This window comes from Bacillus sp. A01H (assembly GCF_045277205.1).
Lineage (GTDB): Bacteria > Bacillota > Bacilli > Bacillales > Bacillaceae_G > Bacillus_A > Bacillus_A paranthracis.
Window position 1 is genome coordinate 12,501 of record NZ_CP117702.1, and the last position, 15,000, is coordinate 27,500.

The 15,000-nt window shown below is 38.7% G+C and carries 14 protein-coding genes, 1 tRNA gene, 2 rRNA genes, 1 other RNA gene and 1 other annotated feature (2 of these 19 running past the window's edge); of the genes, 14 read left to right on the forward strand and 4 right to left on the reverse strand.

The window, feature by feature from the left end; translation table 11 throughout:
• Nucleotides 1–1,248: ribosomal RNA gene (locus PSR14_RS00050) — 23S ribosomal RNA — on the forward strand (it extends 1,675 nt beyond the left edge of the window).
• A gap of 49 nt (nucleotides 1,249–1,297) precedes the next feature.
• Nucleotides 1,298–1,413 (forward strand): 5S ribosomal RNA (gene rrf / locus PSR14_RS00055).
• Nucleotides 1,414–1,447: 34 nt separating this feature from the next.
• On the opposite strand, the gene PSR14_RS00060 is transcribed toward rrf, so the two are convergent.
• On the reverse strand, nucleotides 1,448–2,449 hold the full coding sequence (locus PSR14_RS00060) for a YaaC family protein (protein ID WP_000554271.1): 1,002 nt from the start codon (nucleotides 2,447–2,449) through the stop codon (nucleotides 1,448–1,450).
• Between the two features lie 115 nt (nucleotides 2,450–2,564).
• Between PSR14_RS00060 and guaB the strand changes: the two genes are divergently transcribed.
• The 7 genes from guaB to PSR14_RS00095 all read left to right on the forward strand — a co-directional run bounded on the left by guaB (nucleotide 2,565) and on the right by PSR14_RS00095 (nucleotide 9,516).
• Nucleotides 2,565–4,028: an IMP dehydrogenase gene (gene guaB / locus PSR14_RS00065; RefSeq protein ID WP_000264079.1), complete on the forward strand. Its 1,464-nt coding sequence runs from the start codon at nucleotides 2,565–2,567 to the stop codon at nucleotides 4,026–4,028.
• A 113-nt stretch (nucleotides 4,029–4,141) separates the two neighbouring features.
• Nucleotides 4,142–5,449 (forward strand): D-alanyl-D-alanine carboxypeptidase DacA, encoded by a 1,308-nt coding sequence (gene dacA / locus PSR14_RS00070; RefSeq protein WP_130777056.1) that lies wholly within the window; start codon nucleotides 4,142–4,144, stop codon nucleotides 5,447–5,449.
• 161 nt (nucleotides 5,450–5,610) lie between these two features.
• Entirely contained in the window at nucleotides 5,611–6,498 is an 888-nt protein-coding gene (gene pdxS / locus PSR14_RS00075; RefSeq protein ID WP_000186156.1) for a pyridoxal 5'-phosphate synthase lyase subunit PdxS, read from the forward strand.
• Between the two features lie 18 nt (nucleotides 6,499–6,516).
• Nucleotides 6,517–7,107, forward strand: a complete 591-nt coding sequence (gene pdxT / locus PSR14_RS00080; protein ID WP_000238777.1) for a pyridoxal 5'-phosphate synthase glutaminase subunit PdxT — start codon at nucleotides 6,517–6,519, stop codon at nucleotides 7,105–7,107.
• Nucleotides 7,108–7,161: 54 nt separating this feature from the next.
• Nucleotides 7,162–7,383: a binding site (T-box leader), on the forward strand.
• 51 nt (nucleotides 7,384–7,434) lie between these two features.
• Complete coding sequence (serS, locus tag PSR14_RS00085) at nucleotides 7,435–8,709, forward strand: serine--tRNA ligase (protein WP_000884181.1); 1,275 nt, start codon at nucleotides 7,435–7,437, stop codon at nucleotides 8,707–8,709.
• Between the two features lie 156 nt (nucleotides 8,710–8,865).
• Nucleotides 8,866–8,958 (forward strand) — tRNA-Ser (locus PSR14_RS00090).
• A gap of 165 nt (nucleotides 8,959–9,123) precedes the next feature.
• Nucleotides 9,124–9,516 (forward strand): DUF3797 domain-containing protein, encoded by a 393-nt coding sequence (locus PSR14_RS00095; protein WP_000364200.1) that lies wholly within the window; start codon nucleotides 9,124–9,126, stop codon nucleotides 9,514–9,516.
• A gap of 35 nt (nucleotides 9,517–9,551) precedes the next feature.
• On the opposite strand, the gene PSR14_RS00100 is transcribed toward PSR14_RS00095, so the two are convergent.
• The 3 genes from PSR14_RS00100 to PSR14_RS00110 form a co-directional block, all read right to left on the reverse strand.
• Nucleotides 9,552–10,220 (reverse strand): deoxynucleoside kinase, encoded by a 669-nt coding sequence (locus PSR14_RS00100; protein ID WP_001053585.1) that lies wholly within the window; start codon nucleotides 10,218–10,220, stop codon nucleotides 9,552–9,554.
• Between the two features lie 2 nt (nucleotides 10,221–10,222).
• Nucleotides 10,223–10,858 (reverse strand): deoxynucleoside kinase, encoded by a 636-nt coding sequence (locus PSR14_RS00105; protein WP_000148224.1) that lies wholly within the window; start codon nucleotides 10,856–10,858, stop codon nucleotides 10,223–10,225.
• A 125-nt stretch (nucleotides 10,859–10,983) separates the two neighbouring features.
• Complete coding sequence (locus PSR14_RS00110) at nucleotides 10,984–11,523, reverse strand: isochorismatase family cysteine hydrolase (protein ID WP_000798715.1); 540 nt, start codon at nucleotides 11,521–11,523, stop codon at nucleotides 10,984–10,986.
• A gap of 108 nt (nucleotides 11,524–11,631) precedes the next feature.
• Here PSR14_RS00110 and tadA point away from each other — a divergent pair, with 108 nt between their 5' ends.
• The 5 genes from tadA to recR form a co-directional block, all read left to right on the forward strand.
• Nucleotides 11,632–12,132, forward strand: coding sequence for a tRNA adenosine(34) deaminase TadA (gene tadA, locus PSR14_RS00115; RefSeq protein ID WP_000439008.1), 501 nt, complete (start codon nucleotides 11,632–11,634; stop codon nucleotides 12,130–12,132).
• Between the two features lie 79 nt (nucleotides 12,133–12,211).
• Nucleotides 12,212–12,476, forward strand: an RNA gene (ffs, locus tag PSR14_RS00120) — signal recognition particle sRNA large type.
• A gap of 132 nt (nucleotides 12,477–12,608) precedes the next feature.
• Complete coding sequence (gene dnaX, locus PSR14_RS00125) at nucleotides 12,609–14,297, forward strand: DNA polymerase III subunit gamma/tau (protein WP_000121557.1); 1,689 nt, start codon at nucleotides 12,609–12,611, stop codon at nucleotides 14,295–14,297.
• A 25-nt stretch (nucleotides 14,298–14,322) separates the two neighbouring features.
• Nucleotides 14,323–14,649: a YbaB/EbfC family nucleoid-associated protein gene (locus PSR14_RS00130; RefSeq protein WP_001996460.1), complete on the forward strand. Its 327-nt coding sequence runs from the start codon at nucleotides 14,323–14,325 to the stop codon at nucleotides 14,647–14,649.
• Between the two features lie 14 nt (nucleotides 14,650–14,663).
• Nucleotides 14,664–15,000 carry the 5' portion of a recombination protein RecR gene (gene recR, locus PSR14_RS00135; RefSeq protein WP_000559169.1) on the forward strand. 260 nt of this gene lie beyond the right edge of the window, so 337 of the gene's 597 nt are visible here — the first part of the coding sequence; it begins with the start codon at nucleotides 14,664–14,666; its stop codon lies off the right edge, out of view.

The following is a 15,000-nucleotide window of genomic DNA, read 5'->3' on the forward strand; positions in this document are numbered from 1 at the left end:
CGAGGAGAGAATCCTAAGGTGTGCGAGAGAACTCTGGTTAAGGAACTCGGCAAAATGACCCCGTAACTTCGGGAGAAGGGGTGCTTTCTTAACGGAAAGCCGCAGTGAATAGGCCCAAGCGACTGTTTAGCAAAAACACAGCTCTCTGCGAAGCCGTAAGGCGAAGTATAGGGGGTGACACCTGCCCGGTGCTGGAAGGTTAAGGAGAGGGGTTAGCGTAAGCGAAGCTCTGAACTGAAGCCCCAGTAAACGGCGGCCGTAACTATAACGGTCCTAAGGTAGCGAAATTCCTTGTCGGGTAAGTTCCGACCCGCACGAAAGGTGTAACGATTTGGGCACTGTCTCAACCAGAGACTCGGTGAAATTATAGTACCTGTGAAGATGCAGGTTACCCGCGACAGGACGGAAAGACCCCGTGGAGCTTTACTGTAGCCTGATATTGAATTTTGGTACAGTTTGTACAGGATAGGCGGGAGCCTTTGAAACCGGAGCGCTAGCTTCGGTGGAGGCGCTGGTGGGATACCGCCCTGACTGTATTGAAATTCTAACCTACGGGTCTTATCGACCCGGGAGACAGTGTCAGGTGGGCAGTTTGACTGGGGCGGTCGCCTCCTAAAGTGTAACGGAGGCGCCCAAAGGTTCCCTCAGAATGGTTGGAAATCATTCGTAGAGTGCAAAGGCATAAGGGAGCTTGACTGCGAGACCTACAAGTCGAGCAGGGACGAAAGTCGGGCTTAGTGATCCGGTGGTTCCGCATGGAAGGGCCATCGCTCAACGGATAAAAGCTACCCCGGGGATAACAGGCTTATCTCCCCCAAGAGTCCACATCGACGGGGAGGTTTGGCACCTCGATGTCGGCTCATCGCATCCTGGGGCTGTAGTCGGTCCCAAGGGTTGGGCTGTTCGCCCATTAAAGCGGTACGCGAGCTGGGTTCAGAACGTCGTGAGACAGTTCGGTCCCTATCCGTCGTGGGCGTAGGAAATTTGAGAGGAGCTGTCCTTAGTACGAGAGGACCGGGATGGACGCACCGCTGGTGTACCAGTTGTTCTGCCAAGGGCATAGCTGGGTAGCTATGTGCGGAAGGGATAAGTGCTGAAAGCATCTAAGCATGAAGCCCCCCTCAAGATGAGATTTCCCATAGCGTAAGCTAGTAAGATCCCTGAAAGATGATCAGGTTGATAGGTTCGAGGTGGAAGCATGGTGACATGTGGAGCTGACGAATACTAATAGATCGAGGACTTAACCATATAATATGTAGCAAATGTTATCTAGTTTTGAAGGAATATGCCTTCATAGTTTGGTGATGATGGCAGAGAGGTCACACCCGTTCCCATACCGAACACGGAAGTTAAGCTCTCTAGCGCCGATGGTAGTTGGGACCTTGTCCCTGTGAGAGTAGGACGTCGCCAAGCAACTAAAAACACAAGTCTTTTGACTTGTGTTTTTTTATTTCCCATGAAATAGGTTCGGTTCTGCTAGTAAAAAATTCGAAATATAGTAAGGAATTTTTTGAGCAGAAATAGTAAGAAATTGATAAATAAATGGGTAATCTTCAGAGCCATAGCTTCCAAGTAAATCATACCACCAATCTGTTTCGTATCTAGAAATCATACTTAAATTGTAGAGCAATAAATAGTGAACAAGAAGTTCAGGTAATACGGGTTTAGGATTTCTAGGGTCAGTTGTAAGTGGTAAGTAATAAGTATCAGCGAGATATTCGTAGTATAAAGGCGTACTATATATAGGATTCCACGATTGAATAGGAGCTGTAAAAAGCAAATTGGAGGCGCTCGTTTTCCCAGTAACATGTTGCACGGATAAGTGCTTACAAATTGATTCAATATAACGTGAAAATCTTTCTGAAGTCATATGAAGTCGATCTAATATATTGACTGAAAAGGAAAGTTCATTTGCATTTGTTGAATCAATTTTATACAAAGTGGCACCTCGTTGACTATAGCGAAATAAGTTTTGTAATTCAGGAATATTCCCCATTAAATCCAACATGTTAAACTTCTCTGATTCTAAGTGTTTCATGTGAAACAGCTGTTCTGCAACATGAGTAAATAATCCATTTTTTTGTACCTTTACCTCATCTTCTAAAAATTGATATCCCTGTTTTTTCCGCTTACGAGTCGTAACACCATGAGCTAAAACAGTAGTGGATTCAGGATAGTTCGGATCAATAGTTAATAAGCATGCTTTAAAAAGTTGGCTCATTCCATAAAACAATAACATTGGCTGAATTGAAAAGGGAGCTACCTTATATAATTCATAATAATTTTTCCCATGTTCTAAGTAATAAATAAAGGGATAACAATTTTCAAAACTTTTTTTTTCAGCATTTTGTATGGAGGATTTTTCATAACAACGGGCAAGATAACGTTGTACATTTTGAGATGAAAAGAAGAAACTTAATTGCTGCCAAGTACAATGTGTTTGATGCATATATTACGCTCCTTTTATTGTCTAAAAATTCTAACATATATATACGTCCTTGACAGTATTTTAACCAATTGATAAGCTACTAATAATAATTTCTGGTATCATGGGGGGAACAATTATGTGGGAATCTAAATTTGTTAAAGAAGGTTTGACTTTTGATGACGTATTACTTGTACCAGCAAAGTCAGATGTACTACCAAGAGAAGTAAGTGTTAAAACAGTTTTATCTGAAAGCTTACAGTTAAACATCCCGTTAATTAGTGCAGGAATGGATACAGTAACAGAAGCGGATATGGCTATTGCAATGGCTCGTCAAGGCGGTTTAGGAATTATTCATAAAAATATGTCTATTGAACAACAAGCCGAGCAGGTTGATAAAGTAAAACGTTCTGAAAGTGGTGTTATTTCAGATCCTTTCTTTTTAACTCCAGAACATCAAGTGTATGATGCAGAGCACCTTATGGGGAAATATCGTATCTCAGGTGTACCGGTTGTAAATAATTTAGACGAGCGAAAATTAGTTGGTATTATTACAAACCGTGATATGCGTTTTATCCAAGATTACTCAATCAAAATTTCCGACGTAATGACAAAAGAACAGCTAATTACAGCTCCAGTTGGTACAACGCTAGATGAGGCTGAAAAGATCCTACAAAAGTATAAAATTGAAAAACTCCCTCTTGTTGATAACAACGGTGTATTACAAGGGCTTATTACAATAAAAGATATTGAAAAAGTAATTGAATTCCCAAATTCTGCGAAGGATAAGCAAGGGCGCTTATTAGTTGGAGCAGCAGTTGGTGTAACGGCTGATGCTATGACTCGCATTGACGCATTAGTAAAAGCTAGCGTAGATGCAATCGTACTTGATACAGCCCATGGACATTCTCAAGGCGTTATTGATAAAGTAAAAGAAGTTCGTGCAAAGTATCCATCATTAAATATTATCGCTGGAAATGTTGCTACTGCTGAAGCAACAAGAGCATTAATTGAAGCAGGGGCAAACGTAGTTAAAGTTGGTATTGGACCAGGCTCTATCTGTACAACACGTGTTGTAGCTGGGGTTGGTGTACCACAATTAACAGCGGTTTATGATTGTGCAACAGAAGCTCGTAAACACGGTATCCCAGTTATTGCTGACGGTGGTATTAAGTACTCTGGTGATATGGTTAAAGCTTTAGCAGCAGGAGCACATGTTGTTATGCTAGGTAGTATGTTTGCTGGTGTTGCTGAAAGTCCTGGTGAAACTGAAATTTATCAAGGTCGCCAATTTAAAGTATATCGTGGTATGGGTTCTGTCGGAGCGATGGAAAAAGGAAGTAAAGATCGTTATTTCCAAGAAGGAAATAAAAAACTTGTTCCAGAAGGTATTGAAGGACGAGTACCATATAAAGGACCTTTAGCAGATACGGTTCATCAATTAGTTGGTGGATTACGTGCAGGTATGGGATATTGCGGAGCACAAGATTTAGAATTCTTACGTGAGAATGCACAATTTGTTCGTATGTCAGGTGCTGGTTTACTTGAAAGTCATCCTCATCATGTACAAATTACAAAAGAGGCTCCAAACTACTCATTATAATGTCTTATATATAAATAGACGGAGATTTTATATCTCTGTCTATTTTTTTTTGATTATGTTAGAATAACGGTTATGTGAGTACATAGATATTGGGGGTAGCAAAAGTGAAAGGTATGTTTTGCAAAAGATTCATTGCACTAGTAACAATGCTTACACTAGCTTGTAGTATGTTGTTACCATATAGCAATGCATCAGCTGAAACAGGAACTGCTTTAAATATTGAAGCGGGTGCGGCAATTTTAGTAGAAGCGAATTCTGGAAAAATTGTATATCAAAAGAATGCTGATGAATTATTATCCATTGCTAGTATGACGAAGATGATGAGTGAGTATTTAGTTCACGAAGCAGTGGATAAAGGAAAGCTTAAGTGGGATCAGAAAATTAAGGTTTCTGAATATGCGTATAAAGTTTCACAGGATGCTTCATTATCAAATGTGGCATTAGAAAATGGTGGCTCTTATACAGTAAAAGAGTTATACGAGGCAATGGCAATCTTCTCTGCAAATGGTGCAACGATTGCATTAGCAGAAGCAATTGCAGGTAAAGAAGTAGATTTCGTAAAAATGATGAATGATAAATCGAAAGAACTAGGGTTGAAAAATTATAAATTTGTCAATTCTACAGGTTTAACGAATAAAGATTTAAAGGGAATGCATCCAGAAGGAACAACAGCGGATGAAGAAAATAAAATGTCTGCAAAGGATGTTGCAACTTTAGCACAACATTTAATTAAAGATTATCCAAAAGTGTTAGATACAGCAAAAATCCCGAAAAAAGAATTCCGTCCAGAAAAAGAGAAGTTTGCAATGTCGAACTGGAACTGGATGTTAAAGGGCTTAGTTAAAGAATATGATGGCGTAGATGGCCTAAAAACAGGCTCAACTCCAGAAGCGGGAGATTGCTTCACTGGTACGGTTGAAAGAAACGGTATGCGTTTTATTTCTGTAGTGATTAAAACAAGTTCTCATACAGCACGTTTTGATGAAACAAAGAAGCTATATGATTATGGATTTGCTAACTTTGAAATGAAACAAATGTATAAAAAAGGTTCTTCAGTAAAAGGACAAGAAACAGTACGAGTAGAAAATGCGAAAGACAAAGATGTAGCAGTTCAAACGAAACAAGCCATTTCACTTCCAGTACCAAAAGGAAGTAAAGATGTTTATAAAACAGAATTAAAAGAATCAAGTAAGGGACAAGAAGCACCTATTAAAAAGGGAGCTGCGCTTGGTCAAATGGTAATTACGCCAAAAGATGCAAACGACCCTGGATTTTTAACTGGTAAGTCGTTACAAGTGGATCTTGTAACAACATCTGAAGTAGAAGAAGCAAACTGGTTTACTCGTGCTATGCGCGGAATTGGTTCTTTCTTTAGTGGTATATGGAATAGTGCTGTTGATACAGTAAAAGGTTGGTTTTAAAAGCTCCTCATTGTAGGGGCTTTTTCTTATTCCTATTTTTCATACCGACTTTATGAAAAAGTAGTAGACAAGCATCTGATAGTTAGTGGTAGAATGTAAGAGTATTCTTAATTTTCGCCTTTAACGGGGAAAAGCAATTCACCTAGGGGGGTTTTTGTAACATGACAAATGTAACAGGGACAGAACGTGTAAAACGTGGAATGGCAGAAATGCAAAAAGGCGGCGTTATTATGGACGTAATTAACGCTGAACAAGCAAAAATTGCAGAAGAGGCAGGCGCAGTTGCCGTTATGGCATTAGAGCGTGTACCAGCAGATATTCGTGCAGCAGGTGGCGTTTCTCGTATGGCAGACCCAACAATCGTTGAAGAAGTTATGGGTGCAGTGTCAATTCCGGTTATGGCAAAATGCCGTATCGGTCACCTTGTAGAAGCACGTGTATTAGAATCATTAGGGGTAGACTATATCGATGAGAGTGAAGTATTAACTCCAGCCGATGAAGTATACCATTTAAATAAACGTGATTACACAGTTCCATTTGTATGTGGTTGCCGTGATATCGGAGAAGCTGCACGTCGTATTGCAGAAGGTGCATCTATGCTTCGTACAAAAGGCGAACCAGGAACAGGAAACATTGTAGAGGCAGTGCGTCATATGCGTCAAGTCAATGCAGAAATCCGTCAAGTTGCAAGTCTACGTGAAGATGAGTTAATGACATATGCAAAAAATACTGGTGCTCCTTATGAAGTACTACTTGAAATTAAACGCCTTGGTCGTTTGCCGGTTGTAAACTTTGCAGCAGGTGGTGTAGCAACACCAGCAGATGCAGCGTTAATGATGCAACTTGGTGCGGATGGTGTATTTGTTGGATCTGGTATCTTTAAATCAGAGAATCCAGCGAAATTTGCACGTGCAATCGTTGAAGCGACAACTCATTATGAGGATTACGAGTTAATTGCAAGCCTTTCTAAAGGACTAGGTAATGCGATGAAAGGTATTGAAATTTCAACGTTACTACCAGAGCAACGCATGCAAGAGCGTGGATGGTAATTGAAGGAGAACTTTAAAATGGTGAAAATCGGTGTACTAGGTCTTCAAGGTGCAGTTCGTGAACATGTAAAATCAGTTGAAGCAAGTGGTGCAGAAGCTGTTGTTGTAAAGCGTATAGAACAACTTGAAGATATTGATGGTCTTATTTTACCAGGCGGTGAAAGTACAACTATGCGCCGTCTTATTGATAAGTATGCTTTCATGGAACCGCTTCGTACATTTGCGAAGTCTGGTAAACCAATGTTTGGTACATGTGCAGGAATGATTCTTCTCGCAAAAACACTTATTGGCTATGACGAAGCACATATTGGTGCTATGGATATTACAGTTGAGCGCAATGCGTTTGGACGTCAAAAAGATAGCTTTGAAGCTGCACTTTCTATTAAAGGTGTGGGAGAAGATTTTGTTGGCGTATTTATTCGTGCCCCGTATGTTGTAAATGTAGCGGATGATGTTGAGGTACTTTCTACACATGGCGATCGCATGGTAGCGGTAAGGCAAGGGCCGTTTTTAGCTGCTTCTTTCCATCCGGAATTAACAGATGACCATCGTGTAACAGCATACTTTGTAGAAATGGTAAAAGAAGCGAAAATGAAAAAAGTTGTATAAGTAACTTGCAACTTGTATAAGATTATAGTAAATTGATGGTAACAATTTTATAAAATAAGCGTGTTGATAGGAAGTAGTAACAAATGTCGTTTCTTATAGAGAGTCGATGGTTGGTGGAAATCGATAGAAACAGTTTGTGAATCCATCCTGGAATGGAATGTGGAATATCTTTATGATTAGTAAACATTCCCGGTGAAGAGCCGTTATTTCTACTTGAGAGGAAAGCGGTAATGCTTTCAACTAGGGTGGCAACGCGGGTTAACTCCCGTCCCTTTATATAGGGACGGGAGTTTTTTGTGTTTTATAAAATAAAAGGAGGAGTATATAATGCTTGATATTAAATTTTTACGTACAAATTTTGAAGAAGTAAAAGCTAAGTTACAGCATAGAGGCGAAGATTTAACTGATTTTGGTCGCTTTGAAGAATTAGATACGAGAAGAAGAGAACTACTTGTTCAAACAGAGGAACTAAAAAGTAAACGTAACGAAGTATCTCAACAAATCTCTGTATTGAAGCGCGAAAAGAAAGATGCAGAAGCTCTAATTTTAGAAATGCGTGAAGTTGGAGAAAAAGTAAAAGATCTTGATAACGAACTTCGTACAGTTGAAGAAGATCTAGAAAGATTGATGCTATCTATTCCAAATATTCCGCACGAATCTGCTCCAGTTGGTGAAACAGAGGATGATAATGTAGTAGCTCGCACTTGGGGAGAAGTGAAGGAATTTGCTTTTGAACCAAAACCACATTGGGATCTTGCTACAGATTTAGGAATTCTAGATTTTGAACGTGCTGGAAAAGTAACAGGAAGCCGCTTCGTATTCTACAAAGGTGCTGGCGCAAGATTAGAGCGTGCTTTAATTAGTTTTATGCTTGATCTTCATACTGATGAGCATGGATATGAAGAAGTATTACCTCCGTATATGGTAAACCGTGCAAGCATGACAGGGACAGGACAACTTCCGAAGTTTGAAGAAGATGCATTCCGTATTGAAAGTGAAGACTACTTCTTAATTCCAACAGCTGAAGTACCTGTAACAAATATGCACCGTGATGAGATCTTAAATAAAGAACAATTGCCTATAAGATATGCTGCGTTTAGCTCTTGTTTCCGTTCTGAAGCAGGTTCAGCTGGCCGTGATACACGTGGTTTAATTCGTCAGCACCAGTTCAATAAAGTAGAGCTTGTGAAGTTCGTAAAACCAGAAGATTCTTATGAAGAGTTAGAAAAACTAACAAATGATGCAGAACGCGTGTTACAATTATTAGAGTTGCCATATCGCGTTATGAGCATGTGCACAGGCGATTTAGGATTTACAGCAGCGAAGAAATACGATATCGAAGTATGGATTCCAAGCTATGGCACATATCGTGAAATCTCTTCTTGTAGTAATTTCGAGGCTTTCCAAGCGAGACGTGCAAATATCCGTTTCCGTCGTGAGCCAAACGGCAAACCAGAACATGTTCATACATTAAATGGATCTGGTCTTGCAATTGGACGTACGGTGGCAGCTATTTTAGAGAACTACCAACAAGAAGATGGTACAATTATAATTCCAGAAGTTCTTCGCCCTTATATGGGAGGAAAAACAGTTATTAAGTAAATTTATAAACATTCATCGGTATGAGTGATTGGTAATTATGAGCGTTGTCAGTACTATAATGTAGGAGAGGAAAAGTAAAATTTTCCTTTCCTCATAATTTATTTTAGTAGGGTTGACTAACTGTTTTTCTTTTGATATTATATTTGATGTCAATATGGAGGTATACCCAAGTCTGGCTGAAGGGATCGGTCTTGAAAACCGACAGGCGGCGAGAGTCGCGCGGGGGTTCGAATCCCTCTACCTCCTCCAGATATAATTGACAACAGCGCATATAAGTGGAGATTGGAGAACTCGTTACCACACGTAACGAGTTTTTATTTTAAAACCAATCATAAAGTATGGTGTAAGGCGATTTTGTCCTTATTACACACTCATATTCCGATGATTATCTTCATAGATATGAAAGGAGTCAACATGGATCTTATTATACAAACGTTTCCTTTAGATGGAAAAACTTTATATTATGTACAATGTCCTGTCTGTAAGAACAATAGAATTTTAAACAGTGGTGCAAATGTATCACGCATTATTAGCGATGATACATTCCGTAAACTTTGTGGCTGCACTTGTGATGTAAAGCAAACTGCAACAAAAGTAGAGGCACCAAAAAAAGTTAAAAAAGAAGCTGTAAAGAAAGAAGCAGCTCCAAAACGTACAGGTAAAGTATTAACAGCAGTAATTAACGGGAAAGAAATGACTGTTAAAGAGATTGCTGAGGCGTACGATATTAGTACAAGTACTGTTCGTCAGCGTATTAACGCTGGAAAACCTGAGAGTGAAATTATTGCTCCAACAAAGAAAAAGTAATTTAATAGAAAAACCCGTGCATATGCACGGGTTTTTTATTTTACAAGTTTACGTGTTTGTTTTAAAAAATGACCGATTTTTTTTATGATTGGTTCAATGGAATCGCCATCTTTTAAAATATCGTATTCATTAATGTTTAATCGTAAAACAGGGCATGAATTGAAGTTGTTAATCCAGTTTTCATAACGCCCATGCATCTCTTTCCAATACTCGATTGGTGTTTGCTGTTCCATCGGACGTCCACGTTCTTGGATACGATCAACAATATCATCGAAAGAACCTTCTAAGTAAATTAATAAATCTGGATGTGGGAAGTAAGGAGTCATGACCATAGCGTCAAATAAACCTTTATATGTTTCATAATCAGTTTCCGTCATTGTACCTTTTTCGTGATGCATTTTTGCAAAAATGCCAGTGTCTTCATAGATAGAGCGATCTTGAACAAAACCGCCACCGTATTCAAAAATTCTTTTTTGTTCTTTAAATCGTTCTGCTAAAAAATACACTTGTAAGTGAAAGCTCCAGCGTGTGAAATCAGCATAGAACTTGTCCAAATACGGATTAGAATCTACCTTTTCAAATGATGTGCGATACCCTAAAGCGTTAGCCAATGCAGTTGTCATAGTGGATTTACCGACACCTACTGTTCCAGCGATAGTGATTACTGCGTCATTTGGTATATCATATTTTTGCCTTAAATTCATTATTATTTCGACTCCTTTAAGAGAGTATTTTGAAGGGCAGATAGGATGACGTTTAAATCATCAGGATTTTTTACAAAATCCATATCGTCTCCGTTAAATTTCAATACTGGGATATCTGGATGGTCCTTTTTAAAAGCATCCATTGCTGTTTCATAATCTTTTGTGAGCTGTAGTAAGTAATTTGGATCCATATTTTTTTCGAATTCTCTTCCGCGCATTGCAATTCGCTTTTGTAATGTTTCTAGGCTAGCTGTTAAATAAACGATAACGTTTGGAACTGGCATATCTTGTGTAAGGATACGATAGATTTGCATGTACTTGTCGTATTGAGAATCTTTTAATGTACGGGATGCAAAAATTACATTTTTGAATATATGATAATCCGCTACTACTGGCTTCCTTTGATTCAAATACTTTATGTTAATATCTTCTAATTGTTTGTATCTATTACAAAGAAAGAACATCTCTGTTTGAAAACTCCATTCGTCGATGTCTTCATAGAACTTTCCTAAAAAGGGGTTTTCATCAACAATCTCTTTCAGTAAGTGGAGTTGCATGTGAGTTGAAATTTCCTTCGCAAGTGAAGTTTTTCCAACACCAATTGGTCCTTCAACCGTGATAAATGGTACTCCGGTCACGCTGTTTCCTCCTTTCAATCAGTGATTTACCGTGACTACTAAAAACACAAAACAGAATTATTGTAGCACAAGAGGGAAGCGAGCGGGTTAATTTGATATAAAAAGTTGGAAAATAGATATATGTATTAATTAAATTTTATTTGAAACGACGGTACTATATTTGCTTTTAATGTGGCTTCCATTATTTTTAAAGCATGCAGGTTATCCTGATCATCATTAGATGCAATACAGTCCTGTGGTACATACAATGTATAATTCCTCATATGAGCATCGTTAGCTGTAAAGAGGATACATATATTCCCGGCGACACCTGTTAATATTAGATTTTCTATTTTTAAATAGCCTAATAAAGAATTTAAAGGTGTTTCATAAAAAGCAGAGTAATGTGGTTTAATAAAAATGTAATCATCAGCATTTGGAGCGATCTTATGAATGATATTTTTACTATACTCATTTGTACAATGAGTAATCAATTGGTCAATATCAGACCTCCAAAGTTGATAATGGTCATTAATATAAATGATGGGGCAACCGAAGGATTTCATTGTTTTCTTTAATTGTAAAATAGGATTGGTTATAATTTCGCATTTTTTGGCTAGGATAGGCCCGTGTGAAAATTGAAAGTCATTAATCATATCGATAATGAGTAAGGCAGTATTCTTCATATGTAATCCCCTCTCTTTTTTTCTTAGGGTGGATTGAATTTATAAAAGTTATCCCATGTGTAGTAAATGGAAATAAGTGTACTTTATTTGTAATGAAAGGACTATGTTATGGAACGTGATCAAGATATTCATTTTATGCAGTTAGCAATAGAAGAGGCTAAAAAAGCAGAGGCAATACAAGAAGTACCGATTGGGGCAGTTATAGTGTTGGATGGTGAAGTAATTAGTGTTGCTCATAATTTAAGGGAGACTGAGCAAAGATCGATAGCTCACGCTGAGTTGTTAGCTATTGATGAGGCGTGCAAAAAATTAGGGACATGGCGTTTAGAAGATGCGACGTTATATGTAACATTAGAGCCTTGCCCGATGTGTGCGGGTGGAATTGTTTTATCACGAGTAAAGCGAGTTGTATATGGTGCGAGTGATCCGAAAGGTGGATGTGCAGGGACATTGATGAATCTGTTAACGGATGAACGCTTTAATCATCAATGTGAAGTAGTAGCTGGTGTATTAGAAGAAGAGTGCGGTACGCTGTTAACGAACTTTTTTAGAGCGCTTCGTAAAAAAAGAAAAGCGATTAAGAAATTAGAGAAAAGTAAAGAGAATTAACGTATTTGCATTTTATAAAAAAACAAGTTATACTGATAGTGCCTTTAATGAAGGCAACCGAATATTGGTTTTAACTTTGCCGTGCTAAGCGGGGAGGTAGCGGTGCCCTATACTCGCAATCCGCTCTAGCGAGGCCGAATCCCTTCTCGAGGTTATGTTGCTGTAAGGCCTGCCTTAAGTAAGTGGTGTTGACGTTTGGGTCCTGCGCAACGGGACCCCGTGAACCTTGTCAGGTCCGGAAGGAAGCAGCAATAAGCGGGTCTTCTCGTGTGCCGCAGGAGTGCCTGAACCGAGCTAACTGCTTAAGTAACGCTTATGGTACGTAATCGACAGAAGGTGCACGGCAGTTATATATGTATACAAAACTCACCTTAATACTAAGGTGGGTTTTTTGTATAGAAAATAACTTTTGGAATCTATAAACAGAATGGGTTATAATAAATGAGATAATAACCTTTGAGGGAGGCCGTATTTTCGTGTCATACCAAGCGTTATACCGAACATGGAGACCGCAAAAGTTTGAAGATGTAGTCGGTCAAAAGCACGTGACAAAAACGTTGCAAAATGCCCTTCTTCAAGAGAAAGTTTCACATGCTTATTTATTTTCTGGGCCGAGAGGAACAGGAAAAACGACAATTGCAAAAGTGTTTGCAAAAGCAATTAACTGTGAACATGCTCCGGTAGCTGAACCTTGTAATGAATGTCCTTCTTGTTTGGGGATTACACAAGGATCTATTTCAGATGTATTAGAAATTGATGCGGCTTCAAATAACGGTGTAGATGAAATTCGAGATATTAGAGATAAAGTAAAATATGCTCCAAGTGCTGTAGAATATAAAGTATACATTATTGATGAAGTTCACATGCTTTCCATGGGTGCCTTCAATGCGCTTTTAAAAACGTTAGAAGAACCGCCAGGACATGTTATCTTTATTTTGGCGACAACAGAACCACATAAGATACCGCCTACAATTATTTCGCGTTGCCAACGTTTCGAATTTCGAAAGATATCAGTAAATGATATTGTTGAGAGATTATCGACAGTTGTGAACAATGAAGGTACGCAAGTAGAAGATGAGGCATTACAAATTGTTGCACGTGCCGCTGAAGGTGGTATGCGTGATGCGCTTAGTCTTATTGATCAGGCAATATCTTATAGTGATGAGACTGTTACGACAGAAGATGTATTAGCTGTAACAGGGTCTGTTTCTCAGCAATACTTAGGCAACTTAGTAGAATGTATACGTGAAAATGATGTATCAAGAGCATTACGTATCATAGATGAGATGATGGGTAAAGGGAAAGATCCAGTTCGCTTTATGGAGGATTTCATTTACTATTATCGTGATATGCTTTTATATCAAACTTCACCACAATTGGAACATATGTTGGAACGAGTAATGGTTGATGAGCAATTCCGGACGTTAAGTGAAGAAATGCAGCCGGAAGTAATCTATGAGATCATTCATACTCTTAGTAAAGCACAACAGGAAATGAAGTGGACAAATCATCCGCGAATTTTCTTAGAAGTTGTTATGGTACAACTGTGTCAACAGTTTATGATGCAAGCAAATGGTGCAGATCGTTTACAAGCAATTATGAACAGGATGCAGCAATTAGAGAAAGAGTTAGAACAAGTCAAAAAGAATGGTGTGCCGGCCGGTGTGCAGCAGGAAGTCAGAGAGACGCGTGCAGCACCAAAGCCAGTACGGACAGGAAGTATGAAGATACCTGTCGGACGCGTAAATGAAGTATTAAAGCAAGCGAAGCGTCAAGATTTAGAACAATTAAAAGCTGTATGGGGAGAGTTGTTAGGAAGACTCAAAGCATACAACAAAGTAGCGTTTGCTGTTTTATTAGAAAATAGCGAACCGGTAGCGGCTTCAGATGATACTTACGTTTTAGCGTTCCAATATGAGATTCACTGTAAAATGGCAAGCGAAAATCGAGAGGCTATGGATACAGTGGAACAAACTTTATTTGAATTGCTAAGTAAAAGATTAAATATGATTGCCATTCCAAAAAGTGAATGGGGTAAAATCCGTGAAGATTTTTTACAGCGTGAAGGTGGAAGTTCTGAAGAAAGCCCAGAGAAAAAAGAAGATCCTCTCATAGAAGAGGCTGTAAAATTAGTAGGGCAAGAACTCATTGAAATAAAAGAGTAATAATAATTAGGAGGAATTAATTATGATGCGTGGCGGAATGGGAAATATGAATAACATGATGAAACAAATGCAAAAGATGCAGAAGGAAATGGCAAAGGCGCAAGAAGAACTTGGCGAAAAAACAGTTGAAGGTACAGCTGGCGGCGGTATGATCACAGTTATTGCAAATGGTCATAAGCAAATTCTTGAAGTAAAAGTGAAAGAAGAAGTTGTAGATCCAGAAGATATCGAAATGTTACAAGACTTAGTGTTAGCTGCAACAAACGATGCACTTAAGAAAGCTGATGAACTTTCAAACTCTACAATGGGTAAATTTACAAAAGGCTTAAACTTACCGGGTGGAATGTTCTAGGAGGATATTGATATATGCATTATCCAGAACCAATATCAAAACTAATTGATAGTTTTATGAAATTGCCAGGAATCGGACCGAAAACAGCGGTTCGATTGGCGTTTTTCGTATTAGATATGAAAGAAGATGATGTGTTAGGTTTTGCAAAAGCACTTGTAAATGCGAAGCGAGACTTAGCATATTGTTCTGTGTGCGGGCATATTACTGATCGTGATCCTTGTTATATTTGTAACGATTCACATCGAGATCAATCAGTTGTTTGTGTCGTGCAAGAACCGAAAGATGTAATCGCGATGGAAAAGATGAAAGAGTATCAAGGTGTATATCATGTGTTACGTGGTGCTATCTCTC

Excerpts from the sequence above, each read along its gene's own strand:
- PSR14_RS00060 (WP_000554271.1), bottom strand. The coding sequence starts at position 2,449 with ATGCATCAAACACATTGTACTTGGCAGCAATTAAGTTTCTTCTTTTCA.
- guaB (WP_000264079.1), top strand. The coding sequence starts at position 2,565 with ATGTGGGAATCTAAATTTGTTAAAGAAGGTTTGACTTTTGATGACGTA.
- dacA (WP_130777056.1), top strand. The coding sequence starts at position 4,142 with ATGTTTTGCAAAAGATTCATTGCACTAGTAACAATGCTTACACTAGCT.
- pdxS (WP_000186156.1), top strand. The coding sequence starts at position 5,611 with ATGACAAATGTAACAGGGACAGAACGTGTAAAACGTGGAATGGCAGAA.
- pdxT (WP_000238777.1), top strand. The coding sequence starts at position 6,517 with ATGGTGAAAATCGGTGTACTAGGTCTTCAAGGTGCAGTTCGTGAACAT.
- serS (WP_000884181.1), top strand. The coding sequence starts at position 7,435 with ATGCTTGATATTAAATTTTTACGTACAAATTTTGAAGAAGTAAAAGCT.
- PSR14_RS00095 (WP_000364200.1), top strand. The coding sequence starts at position 9,124 with ATGGATCTTATTATACAAACGTTTCCTTTAGATGGAAAAACTTTATAT.
- PSR14_RS00100 (WP_001053585.1), bottom strand. The coding sequence starts at position 10,220 with ATGAATTTAAGGCAAAAATATGATATACCAAATGACGCAGTAATCACT.
- PSR14_RS00110 (WP_000798715.1), bottom strand. The coding sequence starts at position 11,523 with ATGAAGAATACTGCCTTACTCATTATCGATATGATTAATGACTTTCAA.
- tadA (WP_000439008.1), top strand. The coding sequence starts at position 11,632 with ATGGAACGTGATCAAGATATTCATTTTATGCAGTTAGCAATAGAAGAG.
- PSR14_RS00130 (WP_001996460.1), top strand. The coding sequence starts at position 14,323 with ATGCGTGGCGGAATGGGAAATATGAATAACATGATGAAACAAATGCAA.